This is a genomic window from Amorphus coralli DSM 19760 (assembly GCF_000374525.1).
GTDB lineage: Bacteria > Pseudomonadota > Alphaproteobacteria > Rhizobiales > Amorphaceae > Amorphus > Amorphus coralli.
The window spans coordinates 319,795-333,156 of the sequence record NZ_KB894573.1; the positions used below are offsets into that span (position 1 = coordinate 319,795).

At 69.3% G+C, this 13,362-nt stretch carries 11 protein-coding genes; 8 read left to right on the forward strand and 3 right to left on the reverse strand.

Going from position 1 to position 13,362, the window contains the following annotated elements:
- The first annotated feature begins 33 nt into the window (after positions 1 to 33).
- Entirely contained in the window at positions 34 to 630 is a 597-nt protein-coding gene (locus C507_RS0112250) for a glutathione S-transferase family protein (RefSeq protein WP_018699996.1), read from the forward strand.
- A 62-nt stretch (positions 631 to 692) separates the two neighbouring features.
- The gene (locus C507_RS0112255) at positions 693 to 1,586 is read left to right on the forward strand and encodes an MBL fold metallo-hydrolase (protein ID WP_018699997.1); all 894 of its coding nucleotides are present in this window, start codon (positions 693 to 695) and stop codon (positions 1,584 to 1,586) included.
- 34 nt (positions 1,587 to 1,620) lie between these two features.
- Here the strand turns inward: C507_RS0112255 and C507_RS0112260 are convergent, their stop codons facing one another.
- Positions 1,621 to 2,472: a CBS domain-containing protein gene (locus C507_RS0112260; RefSeq protein WP_018699998.1), complete on the reverse strand. Its 852-nt coding sequence runs from the start codon at positions 2,470 to 2,472 to the stop codon at positions 1,621 to 1,623.
- Positions 2,473 to 2,638: 166 nt separating this feature from the next.
- On the opposite strand from C507_RS0112260, the gene fumC reads away from it, so the two are divergent.
- The 3 genes from fumC to C507_RS0112275 all read left to right on the forward strand — a co-directional run bounded on the left by fumC (position 2,639) and on the right by C507_RS0112275 (position 4,654).
- Positions 2,639 to 4,030 carry a class II fumarate hydratase gene (fumC, locus tag C507_RS0112265; protein ID WP_018699999.1) on the forward strand — a complete coding sequence of 464 codons (1,392 nt, stop codon included), beginning with the start codon at positions 2,639 to 2,641 and terminating at the stop codon, positions 4,028 to 4,030.
- 202 nt (positions 4,031 to 4,232) lie between these two features.
- Complete coding sequence (locus tag C507_RS0112270; protein WP_018700000.1) at positions 4,233 to 4,421, forward strand: DUF4169 family protein; 189 nt, start codon at positions 4,233 to 4,235, stop codon at positions 4,419 to 4,421.
- A gap of 14 nt (positions 4,422 to 4,435) precedes the next feature.
- Positions 4,436 to 4,654 (forward strand): ribbon-helix-helix domain-containing protein, encoded by a 219-nt coding sequence (locus tag C507_RS0112275; protein ID WP_018700001.1) that lies wholly within the window; start codon positions 4,436 to 4,438, stop codon positions 4,652 to 4,654.
- Positions 4,655 to 4,750: 96 nt separating this feature from the next.
- On the opposite strand, the gene C507_RS23565 is transcribed toward C507_RS0112275, so the two are convergent.
- Together C507_RS23565 and C507_RS0112285 are read right to left on the reverse strand one after the other, a co-directional pair.
- On the reverse strand, positions 4,751 to 8,665 hold the full coding sequence (locus C507_RS23565) for an AsmA family protein (RefSeq protein ID WP_281167849.1): 3,915 nt from the start codon (positions 8,663 to 8,665) through the stop codon (positions 4,751 to 4,753).
- 40 nt (positions 8,666 to 8,705) lie between these two features.
- Entirely contained in the window at positions 8,706 to 10,127 is a 1,422-nt protein-coding gene (locus C507_RS0112285) for an FAD-linked oxidase C-terminal domain-containing protein (protein WP_018700003.1), read from the reverse strand.
- 137 nt (positions 10,128 to 10,264) lie between these two features.
- Here C507_RS0112285 and C507_RS0112290 point away from each other — a divergent pair, with 137 nt between their 5' ends.
- From C507_RS0112290 to C507_RS0112300, 3 genes are all read left to right on the forward strand, one after another.
- Complete coding sequence (locus C507_RS0112290) at positions 10,265 to 10,759, forward strand: thioesterase family protein (RefSeq protein ID WP_018700004.1); 495 nt, start codon at positions 10,265 to 10,267, stop codon at positions 10,757 to 10,759.
- A gap of 213 nt (positions 10,760 to 10,972) precedes the next feature.
- A complete protein-coding gene (locus C507_RS0112295) occupies positions 10,973 to 12,379 on the forward strand; it encodes a chloride channel protein (RefSeq protein WP_018700005.1) in 1,407 nt (468 codons plus the stop codon).
- A 67-nt stretch (positions 12,380 to 12,446) separates the two neighbouring features.
- Positions 12,447 to 13,292, forward strand: a complete 846-nt coding sequence (locus C507_RS0112300; RefSeq protein WP_051089772.1) for an AraC family transcriptional regulator — start codon at positions 12,447 to 12,449, stop codon at positions 13,290 to 13,292.
- The last annotated feature ends 70 nt before the right edge of the window (positions 13,293 to 13,362 follow it).

A 13,362-nucleotide genomic window follows, 5' to 3' on the forward strand; every position in this document is an offset into this window, starting at 1 on the left:
GCCGACGCTCCGGCCCAACGCGAGCCCTGCGCGATGATCACCCTCTACTGGTGCCCCCAGACCCGCTCGCAGCGGATTGCCTGGCTGCTGGAAGAGACGGGCCTCGACTACGAGCGCTGCAAGGTGGACGTGCGCGTGCCGGAAACGCTTCCGGCGGAGTTTCGCGCCGCCAGCCCGATGGGCAAGGTGCCTGCACTCCGCGACGGTGACACCACGGTGTGGGATTCCGCCGCCATCTGCGCCTACATCGCCGACCACTATCCCGAGACCGGCCTTGCCCCGAAGCCCGCGCATCCCGATCGCGCGCGCTTCCTGCAATGGCTGATCTTCACGCCCAGCGTCATCGAGCCCGCCGTGTCCGAACGGGTATGGGGCTGGACCCCGTCGCCCGAGCGCAATGCATGGGGCGATTTCGACAAGATGATCGCCGCCTTCGAGACGGGCCTCGGCGACCGTCCGTGGATCATGGGCAACGCCTTCTCGGCCGCCGACATCATGCTCGGATCCTCGGCCGTGTTCCTGCGCCAGTTCGCCATCCTGCCCGACAGCGCGGTGCTGAACGCCTATGCCGACCGCTGCGAGGCGCGCCCCGCCTTCCGCCGCGCCCTCGCCTTCGAAGAGGCCGGCTGAGCCAGCCCTTTCCGCCGGGCTCCTTTCCCCTATCATTGTTGGGGACAGAGGGAGGCTGGCGCATGACGTCCCATCGCTTCTTTTCCGGCCTATCGGCCCCGTTGCAGCACCTGCTGCGCCTCGGGTTCCTCGCAGTCGCGCTTGCCGCTTCCGCGGTGCTGGCCGTCCCCGCCGCGGCCCAGTCCTTCGCCCCCTCCATGTGCCAGGCCGTGGCCCAATCGCTTCCCGGGGCCCGCTTCGCCGCGCTGATGCCGCAGGTCCCTGCCCGCCCGCTGCCGGTCCTGCCCAGCGCGACCGACACCGGCAGGTCCGTGACCATCACGTTCGTCGGTCATGCCACCTTCCGCATCGAGACGCCCGGCGGCGTGATCATCGTGACCGACTATTCCGGCCCCGCCGGCTCCGGCCCGGTCCCCACCGTCGCCACCATGAACCACGCCCATTCGTCGCATTGGACGAATACGCCCGATCCTCGCATCGAACACGTGCTGCCCGGCTGGAACCCCGATGGCGGCCCGGCCGATCACCATCTGCTGGTCGGCGACGTCCTCATCCGCAACGTTTCCACCGACATCCGCTCGTGGGAGCGCGGGCTCGAACTCGACGGAAATTCGATCTTCATCTTCGAGGTGGCGGATCTGTGCATCGGCCACCTCGGTCACCTGCACCAGGTGCTGGAGGACGATCACATCGCCCTTATCGGCCGGCTCGACGTGGTGATGGTGGCCGTCGACGGAACCTACACGATGAGCCAGGAATCCGTCGTTCAGGTCGTGCAGCGGCTGCGCGCCCGCATCGTTCTGCCCATGCACTATTTCTCGGCGTGGCGGCTGAACGAGTTCCTGGACGATGTGCGCCCGGACCTCGCCATCGATATCCGCTCGGATCCGACGATGACGGTGTCCCTCGCCACCCTCCCGCGCGAGCCGACCGTGGTGGTGCTGCCAGGCTATTGAACCCGCGATCCGGCAAGGTTCCGGATCGCCTGGCTCAGCCGTAGCTGGACCATTTTTCCAGGTCGACGTTGGTGATCATCCCGATTGGCCGGCCGTTCGGCGTTCCCGTGTCCGTGACGAACACGTCTCGGCAGGGATAGCCGCGCGCCGTCACCTCATCCATGGCCTTCTTCACGTCGGCCAAGGTCGCATCCGGCCCGACGAAGCCGACGGAATTTCTGAACCTGGGCGAGACCTCGCCGTCCTCGAGGAACTCGGCCAGCGTGGCCGCCGAAGCCGCTGCATCGGCACTGGTCGGCCGCACTCCATGCCTGAGCGCAAAGTCTTTCACCACGGAGTCGTGCACGATCCCGTAGAGCCGGTCCCGGCTGCTGCTGAAGACCGGCAGCCGGCCGATCTTCTCCGATGCGAGAAAATCCAGCACGCCCGTCTTGAAGTTCACCCCCTGCCAGCCGGCGTCGTCCGCCGCGATCCCCCTGACCGAGGAGACCGGCATCATGGCCCTCTGCACCGGAATCTGGCGAAGCCGCGCATCGCGGGTTTCCGCGAAGGTCAGCCGCGCCTGATTGGACGCGGTCTGGAAGCTGTCGTTAGTGAAGTAGAAGGCGAGCACGGTGCCAACCCATGTCCCGATCATCGGAAGCAGCGCGAACACGAACTTCTCGATCAGGTCGGTTGCCGTAGCGAGGTCTTTGGCGCCGAAATAGGCTGTTCGCGCGGCGTAGCCGATGACCAGCGCCAGCATCAGGAGTATCGCGCCAGACGACAGGATAACGGCGCGGGCAATCTTTCCCCTCACCGCCGCATTGAGATCCGTGCCGGCGCCGGGCGCGGCTGCAGCTGTGGCTGATCCGGCCGCGCCGACGGCACCATGGGGTTCCGACATCTCATGCTCCTCTACCCGCTACGGCTGAACTCGGAACTGAAACACTTTATACGAGTATTCCTTAATAATCGCAATCATTGCGAGCCGCCCCGCGCATTGCGCCATCGGCCCCTACCGGCTAGATCAACCGGCACAGATCATCGTGCTTTCCGGGAGATCCGCCGACATGACCGCCACCCGCACGGAGACCGATTCCTTCGGTCCGCTCGAAGTCCCCGCCGACAAGTACTGGGGTGCCCAGACCCAGCGCTCCCTCGGCAACTTCAAGATCTCCGGCGAACGCATGTCGCCGCCGGTCATCCGTGCGCTGGGCATCATCAAGAAGGCCGCGGCCCAGGCGAACAAGGAGCAGGACAACATTGATCCGAAGCTCGCCGACGCCATCATCGAGGCGGCCGGCGAGGTGATCGACGGCAAGCTCGACGACAACTTCCCGCTCGTCGTCTGGCAGACCGGCTCCGGCACCCAGTCGAACATGAACGCCAACGAGGTGATCTCGAACCGCGCCATCGAGATCCTCGGCGGCAAGCTCGCCTCCAAGGACCCGGTTCACCCCAACGACCACGTGAACCGCGGCCAGTCGTCCAACGATACCTTCCCCACCGCCATGCACATCGCCGCGGCGGAAGAGTTCAACAAGACGCTGGTTCCGGCGCTGGAGCACCTGCACAAGGCGCTGAAGGCCAAGTCGGACGAGTTCAAGGACATCATCAAGATCGGCCGCACCCACACCCAGGACGCGACGCCGCTGACGCTGGGCCAGGAATTCTCCGGCTACGCCGCCCAGGTCGAGCTCGGCATCCGGCGTGTGAAGGAAGGCCTTGACGGCCTTTATGATCTTGCGCAGGGCGGCACCGCCGTCGGCACCGGCCTCAACACCAAGAAGGGCTTCGCGGAGACATTCGCCGCCAACGTCGCGACCATCACCGGCCTGCCCTTCCGCACCGCGCCGAACAAGTTCGAGGCGCTCGCCGCGCACGATGCCTACGTCTTCGCCCACGGCGCGCTGAACACCGTCGCCGCATCGCTGTTCAAGATCGCCAACGACATCCGGCTCCTGGGCTCCGGCCCGCGCTCCGGTCTCGGCGAGCTGATCCTGCCGGAGAACGAGCCCGGCTCGTCGATCATGCCGGGCAAGGTCAATCCGACCCAGTGCGAAGCGATGACGATGGCCTGCTGCCAGGTGTTCGGCAACCAGACCACCATCACGGTCGCCGGCAGCCAGGGCCATTTCGAGCTCAACGTCTACAAGCCGGTCATGGCCAACGCGATGATGCAGTCGATCCGGCTGATCGCCGACGCCTCGATCTCCTTCACCGATCACTGCGTCGTCGACATCAAGGCCGACGAGACGCGCATCAACGACCTGATGCAGCGCTCGCTGATGCTGGTCACCGCGCTCGCCCCGACCATCGGCTACGACAACGCCACCAAGGTCGCCAAGACCGCGCACAAGAACGGCACGACGCTGCGCGAGGAAGCGGTCAAGCTCGGCTTCGTCACCGAGCAGCAGTTCGACGAGGTGGTCCGGCCGGAGAAGATGATCGGCCCGAACTAGAGCGAAGCCAGGAAAAGTGGGTACCGGTTTTCCGACCGGCTTCGCGGAGTAAGAAAGCGAAGCCAGGAAAAGTGGGCGCCGGTTTTCCGTCCGGCTTCGCGAAGTGAAAATGCGAAGCCGGCAAGGGTGGGAACCGGTCTCCCCGAGAGAGGAAGCCGGTCAGGCCATCCCCCCATGGCACCAACCGCGAGCGAGGTCCGGAATGGCCGAGATCGTCAATCTGCGCCGGACCCGCAAGGCCAGGAAACGCTCCGAGGACCAGGAGCGCGCGGCGGAAAACCGCGCGCTGCACGGGCTGACCAGGGCGGAAAAGGCCGCCGAGAAGAGCCGGCGTGACGCCGCCGGGCGCCATGTCGACGGCCACCGCCGCGAAACCGACGACGAGAGCTGACGAAAAGCGACGGCATGCCCCTGGAAAAGCGCTCCCTCACCCTCGAGCAGCACCAGACGAGCGTCGCGCTCGAGCCTGAATTCTGGGCGGAGCTGGAGGCCTGGGCGGCCGACGATGCCGCCTCGCTCACCTCCGTCATCGAGGGCATCGACCGCGACCGCGACGCCGTGGACAGCCTGGCGTCCAGCATTCGCGTCGCCGTCCTGCTCAGGCTGCAGGCAAAGGCCGACTGAGCCACCGCCAGCCGCCTCAGGCCGCCGCTGCCCTTTCAGACCCCCTCAGACGATGATCACGAAACGGCCGGCCCGGCATGCGCGGCGGCGCACCCCTCAGCGCACATCGTCGGCGCGGATGGAGAACGGCACGCTCGGCGTCGTGTCCGCCGGGGCCTGTGCGGTCTCCGCGTCCTCGTCCGCCGGCGCCTCGGAGCGCTGGTCACCCGGCGCGCGCAGGTCGATGGGACCGCGGCCGGAACTGCCGGGCGGCGGTCCGATCTCGATGGCCGGCCCGAGCGGCTCCGGCAGGAGCAGGCGCGGCCCGCCCTGAATTATGGAGCCGATCGGATCCTCCGGGCCGTCGATGGGCGGCAGCGGCCGCGCGGGCGGTCCGTCCGGCTTCGGCTCGGGCGCGGCAGGCGCCGCCAGGGCCGCTTCCGCGGCGGCACGCGCCTCTTCCTCGGCGCGGATCCGGGCCTCCTCCTCGGCCTTCAGCCGCGCCTCTTCCTCCGCCTGCCGGCGTGCTTCCTCTTCCTGGCGCAAACGCTCTTCTTCCGCCCGGCGCTCGGCCTCCAGCCGGCGCAGCAGTTCCTCCTCGCGCCGGCGCCGCTCCTGCAGCTCCTTCTCCAGCGCCTCCAGCCGGCGGCGTTCCGCCTCCGTTGCGCGCAGCGTCAGGTAACTCTGGAAGGCGGCCGCATCGACGCGGGCCTCGGGCGCCGACAGCGGCCCCTCGAACGCCACGGAGGCATCGGCCGTCACGTCCGGCACCAGGTCGGGATCCGGCGGCGCCACGCTCAGCCCGATGGCGCCCGCCGCGGTCCACTCGGCGAGGTCCAGCGTGCCGGAGCCGGACACGGCGACGCCGTCGGCCTCCACTTCCGTTTCGGCGATGCGCACCGTGCCAGCGGCGATGGCCAGCGTGCCGGAAATGCGGTCGAAGGCCAGCGGTCCCGTGGCCAGCTCCGCGGCAAGCGCCTCCTCCACCGCCGCCAGCTGCAGGTCGGCGCCCGCATCGACCGTCGCGATCACCGTCTCGAAGGCCTCCCGGTCGAGATGGCGCAGCTCTCCGTCGCGAAGGGCGAACGTGCCGTTGCCGGAAAGCGCCGCCACCATCGCCGAGATCGAGCGGCCGATGGCCTCCGCCTCCACCGCCAGGTCCAGCGTGCCGGTCGCAGCCGGCTCCCCGTCCACGTCCCACGACAGCGTCGCGAAATCGGCGTCGGTGAGCCCCAGCCTTGCGGCCAGCGTCGCCTGCCCGTCGGTCCGCGTCAGGTCGACCGTGCCCGAGACGGCGCCGCCGGCATACCGCCCCGTCAGGTCGCTCAGCCGCAGCCGGTCGGGACCGAGTTCCAGCCCGAACGCCGCCGCCTCGATCGCCCGCTCGCCGGCCCACAGCGTGTCGGTGGTCACGTCGAGGCCAACCCGCACCCCGGACAGCGCCGCCGGTCCGAACGCTCCGTCCGGCCACACCGTGTCGCCTTGCGGCACCCAGGCGTCGGAGCCCAGAACCAGCTCGCTCAGGAGCCGGCCGTCGACCTCGTCGGCCCGCAGCGTGCCCGACACCTGCGCAGGTTCTTCTGCAAAGGACACCGTCCCCTCGCCGGTGGCCCGCACCCCGGCCACCGTACCGGTCAGGTTCGACACCGTCAGGGCCTTGCCGTCCCCCTCCAGCCGGGCGCGCAGGTCGATCGGCGTGCCGCCGACCAGCAGCGGCAGCGGCCGCCCCGTCGTGAAGGCCAGCTCGGAGATGTCGTCGCTCGCCACCGCCACGGAGGCATCGACGCGCGCCTCGCCGTCGGCCGGCAGCGCCAGCGTGCCGTCCACCGTCACGTCGACCCCCACCAGCGACGCGTTCAGCGCGGTGGAAAGCCCGGTACGCGGCGTCCCGTCCACGGTGAGGTCGATGCGGCTTTCCGCCGCCGCGCCGATGGGCAGCGTCTGCACGCCAAGCTGTGACAGGAGCACGTCGCCGGCCGGATTGGCGAGCGTCGCCCGCGCCGTCAGCGTGCCGTTGCGCCACGCCGCGCGGCTGCCGGACAGGTCCGCCTCGACCGCAAGGTTGGTGCCGCCGGCGGTGCCGTCGAGCGACAGGTCCAGACTTGTGTCATTGCGGATTTCCTGGCCGGAAATCTCGAAGCTGAGGTCGGCGGGCGCCAACGCCGGACCGGCCGAGGCCAGCCGCCGCGCCAGGACCGAGGCCGGCGCGATCTCGTCCGCGAGAGCCGCGAGGCCGCCCAGCTCGCTGGCCGTAACGGTGCCCGACAGCGCCCCGCTCGGCCGGTCGCCGGCCAGCGCGAAAGTGCCCGATGCCTCGACCGCCGCCCCCGCCAAATCCGCCACCGCGAAGCGCTCCAGCGTCGCCGCCCCGTCGATGAGCGTGGCCTCCACCGCCAGCCCCTGGCCTTCCGCCTCCGCGTAGCGTGCCGTCTCCGCCGTCAGGAACAGCGTCAGGTCCGTGCCGATCTCCGCCAGCGCGGTGGGGTCGGGACTGTCCACCGACAGGGCCCGCGCCAGCGCCAGCATCGGCTTGGCATCCAGGCTTTCCGCCCTGAGGTCGAGGTCGAGCGCGCCGCGGACATCCACCCCTTGCGGCCGGTAGCGCAGCGAACCGAGCAGCGTGGTCCCCGCCGCGTCGAGGCGGAGCGCCGGCATGGCGACCTCTTCCGCCGAGATGCGGAGGCTGCCGTCGAGCGCCAGCTCCGAGCGCACCGGCACAGCCCCGCCGCTCGCCCCGCGCCACCAGCGGGCGAAGCCACCCGGCTCGGCGGACGACACGCTGATCTCGCCGACATAGGACGGCCCCTCCGCAACCCGCAGCTGGCCCGCCGTCGCGGCGTCCGTGTCGCCGGGGAACCCGGCCCGCGCCGACACGATCCGCCAGCCGTCCTCCGTTGGCCGCGCCTCGGCGGAAATGTTGCGGATCACCGCTCCGCCCGCCACGACCGAGGCGAGCCGCGCCGTCACCACGCCGTTGGTCGACACCCTGGGAACGGCTTCCAGCGCGTCCACCAGCGGCGCCAGTCGCGCCGCGGGGCGGCTGTCGTCAGAGCCCCGCCCCATCGCCTGCAGAACCCCGTCGAGGTCCATCTGCCGCGAGGCCACGTCGAGCCGGAAGCCGTCCTCCGACGAGAGCGGCAGGTCGAGCCCGGCGGCCAGCACCACCGGCTGCTCGATGGGCCCGTAGCGGATCTCGCCCTCGCGCACCGTCAGGCCGTCGGCCGTCAGGTCCAGTTCGCCGGTGACGCTCCACGGGATCGGCGCCTCGTCCGCCTCCGCGTCCTCAACCGGGCGCGGCGCGATGGTCAGCGCGCCAATGAAGTGCTCGGGCGTCTCGGCGGTATCCAGCGAGCCGTCGATGGAGAAATCGATGGCCCGGTCCTGCGGGCTGATGCGGGCCTTGATCGGGAAGGTCCCGGCGCTGGTGTAGACGCCGGTTGCGAAGCGGAAGCCGTAGGGCGTGCCGTCGAAACGCCCTTCTCCCGTCGCCTCGAAGGGCCCGTAGACCGACCGACCGGAGCCTTCCAGGGCGATCCGGTCGATCAGCGAGGCCTCGCCGGTGCGCATGTCGTCGACGAGGATCTGGCCGTCGATCACCTCGATCCGGTCGAACTGGATCTTGGCGGGGTCGACCCAGTCGAGCGGCCCTTCGGCCAGGCTCACGACGGGCCCGTGCAGCATGCCGGCCGGATCGATCGTGGCGCGCACGTGCGGACCGACGAAGGTGAGCGCCACCACGTCGATCTCGCGCTTCAGGAGGGGCGACAGGTCCACCTCGAGCTCGACCTGGTCGGCGGTGAAGATCGGCGCCTCTTCCGGCCCCACGCGCACCGTATCCAGCGCGATGCGCGGCGACGGCAGGAAGCGGACGTCCGCTTCGCCGAGAATGCGCACGTCCTCGCCGAGGAGCTGTTCCGCCTGGGCCTCTATCATGTCGCGATAGACGGTCCAGTCGATGAAAAACGGCCCCACGAGGGCGGCGGTGAGCGCAAGGATCACCGCGACGCCGAGGCTGATGAAGAACGCGTTCAGCGCCCGCCTCCGTCCTGTCCGCCCCCGTTCGCCCCGGCCCTCAGCGGCTTAGGCCTTCCGGCAGAATCTTGCCCGGGTTCATGATGTCCTGCGGATCGATCGCACGCTTGATGGTGCGCATGACATCCACCGCGTCGCCGAGCTCCGCCCTCAGATACTTCGCCTTGCCGTGGCCCACGCCATGCTCACCCGTGCACGTGCCGTCCATCGCGATGGCCCGTTCCACCAGCCGTGCCATGAAGCCGCTGGCCGCTTCAACCTCCGCGCCGTCGTTCATGTCGATCAGCAGCGAAACGTGGAAGTTGCCGTCGCCCACGTGACCGACGATGGGCGCCGTCAGCCCCGAAGCGTCGAGATCGCGCCGGCTCTCGGTGATGCACTCGGCCAGCCGCGAGATCGGTACGCAGACATCGGTCGCCACGGCCTTGGCACCGGGCCGCATCGCAACGCAGGCCCAGTAGGCGTCGTGGCGGGCCTGCCACAGCCGGGTCCGCTCCTCCTGCTCGCGCGCCCACTGGAAGTCGCCGCCGCCGAATTCCGCGGCGATCTCGCCGAACATCTCCGCCTGTTCCCTCACGCCCGACTCCGAGCCGTGGAACTCCAGAAGCAGCGTCGGCCGCTCCTCCAGCGACAGGTTGGAATAGGCGTTGGAGGCCTTCACCTGCAGCGTGTCCAGAAGCTCGATGCGCGCCACCGGGATACCGCACTGGATGGTCGCGATCACCGCGTTGCAGGCGCCCTCGAGCGTCTCGAACGGACAGATGCCGCCGGAGATCGCTTCGGGAATGCCATTCAGCCGCAGCGTCAGCTCGGTAATGATGCCCAGCGTGCCTTCCGCCCCGATCAGGAGCCGGGTGAGGTCGTAGCCGGCGGAGCTCTTCTTGGCGCGGGTGCCGGTGCGCACGATCCGCCCGTCCGGCATCACCGCCTCCAGCGACAGCACCACGTCCTTCATGGTGCCGTAGCGCACCGCGTTGGTGCCGGAAGCCCGGGTGGAGGCCATGCCGCCGAGGCTGGCGTCCGCGCCGGGGTCGATGGGAAAGAACAGCCCCTGGTCGCGCAGATATTCGTTCAGCTTCTTGCGGGTCACGCCCGGCTGGACGACGCAATCCAGATCCTCGGCGTGAACCGCCAGCACCTGGTCCATGCGCGACACGTCGATGCAGATGCCGCCGTGAAGCGCGTTCACCTGGCCCTCCAGCGAGGTGCCGGTGCCGAACGGGATGACCGGTACGGCCTCTTCAGCGCAGGCCTTCACGATCTCCGAGACTTCCTCGGTGCTTTCCGCGAAGACGACGGCGTCCGGCGGGAAGTTCGCGACCCACGTCGTGGTGTTGCCGTGCTGCTCGCGAATGGAGGCGCCAACCTGGCAGCGGTCTGCGAAGCGTTCGCCAAGGCGCGCCACCACGCGGGCGATGCCCGCCTCGTTGCGCTCCATCATGCGGACCGGTTCCGCGCCCATTACTCTACCTCCTGAAAACACCGTGAACGGGTGCCACTCGACATCGGCCGCACTTTCGTCACCCTAGCAAAAAGGCGATGATCCCCAAAGCGGTGGCGTCCAGCTTCCGTCCCCTCCGGACAACCACAGGAATTCCGATGGCACTCCCCGAGCTCCAGGCTCCGTTCACGTCTCCCGAGATGGCCGTGGAGGAAGGCTGGATCGACTACAACGGACACATGAACGTCGCCTATTACATCGTCCTGTTCGACCGTGGGCTCGACCTGGCCTTCGATGCGATCGGGATCGGCGAAGACTACAGGGCGCGGGAGCAGAAGTCCTTCTTCACCGTGGAAAGCCACATCTCCTATCTGCGCGAGCTGACGCTCGGCGACCTGTCCGTGACCACCACCGTTCTCGTCGAACACGACGACAAGCGCCTCCGCACCTTCCAGGAGATGCATCACGCCTCCGAAGGCTTCCTGGCCGCGACGATGGAGACGCTGCTGCTCCATATCGACATGGAAGCCCGCAAGGCGATTCCCTGGGGCGAGGATGTCGACGCGCGCATCCGCACGGCCTTCGATCTGCACCGCGACCTGCCCCGGTCCGAGCGCATCGGCCGCTCCATCGCCATCAAGCGCAAGGCCTGAGCTCGCGCGCTGCGTACGGGCGGCAACGCTGCCGCGCGCTGCGGTCGGTGCTATCCTCGTTGGCGGAGGCGCGCCCGAGCGATTCGCAGTCGCCCGCAGGAGCAGGGCGTGCCGGCCGCAGCGCGTCGACGCGCGCGATTGTGCTGAGACCGATCAGCCTGGAACCGGACGGCTCCATCCCGTCCCGGACTGGTCCAAGAACCCGGCTCGACGATGAGCGATCCGACCCGAGGCGACGACCCGCAACGGGAGCCTTACGACCCTCCCGTCACCCTTATCTGGAGCGGGATCCGGTCCAACCTCGTCACGTTTGCGGCCGGCCGCCAGCCGCTGATCTGGCTGCTTGCCCTTCTCGTGGGCGCGGTCGTGGCCGTCGCCGCCATCCTCTTCCGCCTGCTGATCGGCCTGGTGCAGCTTCCGTGGCTCGGCACCGCCACGGAGAATGTCGTCACCGCCGCGGCTGATGTGTCGCCCTGGGTGATCCTGCTGGTTCCGGCCGGTGGCGGGCTCGTGGTCGGCCTGCTTCTGAAGTACGTGCAGCCCCTGCAGCGCACCTACGCCGTCGCCGACGTCATCGAGGCGAGTTCCAAGGTCGGCCGCAGCTTCCCCTTCTGGCCGGGCATTTCCTCGGCGCTCCTGACCGCATTCTCGCTGGGCGTCGGCGCCAGCGCCGGCCGCGAAGGGCCGGTGGTGCATCTCGGCGCGACGCTGGGCACCGACATCTCCCGCGTCTTCCGGCTGCCGGACGCCAGCAAGCGTATCCTGCTTGGCTGCGGCGTCGCCAGCGCCATTGCCGCCTCCTTCAACGCCCCCATCGCCGGCGTGCTGTTCGCCCACGAGGTGGTGCTGCGCCATTACGCGCTCACCGCCTTCGTGCCCATCGTCATCGCCTCGGTCATCGGCGCGCTGCTGTCGCGGCTCTGGTTCGGCGATTTCGCGGCCTTCATCATCCCCTCCCACCAGATCACCTCCTACTGGGAGCTTCCGGCCTTCGCCCTGCTCGGTCTGACCTGCGCGGCGGTGGCGATTCTCTTCCACCTGGCCCTCCTCTGGTCGGAGTGGATCGCCCGGCACTCCCGGCTGCCGATCTGGATCATGCCGGCCCTCGGCGGGCTGGTGGTCGGTGCGATCGCCATCTTCTATCCGGAGGTCCTCGGCGTCGGCTACGAGACCACCGACGCCGCACTGAAGAACCACCTCACCATCCAGACCATGCTGATCCTGCTGGTGGTGAAATCGGCGGCCACGGCCATCTCGCTCGCCTCGCGGTTCGGCGGCGGCATCTTCTCGCCGTCGCTCTATCTGGGGGCGATGGCCGGCGGCGCGTTCGGGCTGATTGCCGCCGAGGTGTTTCCGGAGATGGCCTCCAGCGAGGGCCTTTACTCGCTGCTGGGCATGGGCGGCGTGGCGGCCGCCATGCTGGGCGCGCCGATCTCGACCACCATGATCGTGTTCGAGCTCACCGGCGGCTACGGCCTGTCCATCGCATTGCTCCTGACCGTCGCCATTTCCAACGGCGTGTCGCTGGCGATCCTCGGCCGGTCCTATTTCGAGGCGCAGCTCCTGATGCGCGGCGTGAAGCCGCCGGGCCGCGACCGCGACAGGGACGACAGCGGCTGACGCCCGGCGCGTACTTTTTTCCAAGACGCGGCCATCCGGAACCGCCACACTCGCCGTCATGGACCCGATGACCCAACCACAAGCGCTTGCCGCAACGCCGCCCAGCGCCCGGGAACGCGTGGAGTTCTGGCGCGCGCCGCGCTTCGACGCGCTGGAGTGCCTGTCGGCGACCTTCCGCACCCATGCCTATGCGCCGCACTCCCACGAAACATTCGTGATCGGCATCATCGAGACCGGATGCGAGACCTTCCGGGTGCGCGGGGTCCGCCACTACGCCGTCGCCGGCGACATCTGCTTCGTCAATCCGGACGAGGTCCACGACGGCGAACCGGAAGGCGATGGCTACAGCTACCGGATGACCTATCCCTCCATCGGACTGATCCGCGAGATCGCCGAGGATCTGGGCGGCGCACCGCTCAGCGGCACGCCGGGCTTCACCGAGACCTGCGTCCGCGATCGCGACCTCGCGCGGCGGTTCGCCATCGCCCATCGCCGGCTGGGTAACCACCCCGACAGCCTTGCCCAGGACGAGGGCCTGGTCTCCGTCTACGCCGACGCGGTCGCCCGCTATGCCCGCGTCGCGCCACGCCGGGTGGGCCGCGAGCCGCCCGCCATCCGCCGCACCATCGATTATCTCGACGCGCACTACGGCGACGACATCGGCCTCGACGAGCTCACCCGTCTTGCCGGCCTGTCGCGGACGGCGCTCATCCGCGCCTTTCGCCGGGAGACCGGCCTGACGCCGCATGCCTGGCTCACCGACCGCCGGGTCCGGGCGGCCCGGGCCCGGCTGGCCGGCGGCGCCGCGCCCTCCGACGTCGCCATGGCCTGCGGCTTCTACGACCAGAGCCACCTCAACCGCGCCTTCAAGGCGCGCATCGGCGTCACACCCGGCGCCTTCCGTCGCCAGTAGCGCCTCACCCTCCCCGTTCACCTGCTTCCGGCCGTGGCGTGCAGGCGCTCCCGGCCGGCATCTTCCGGCA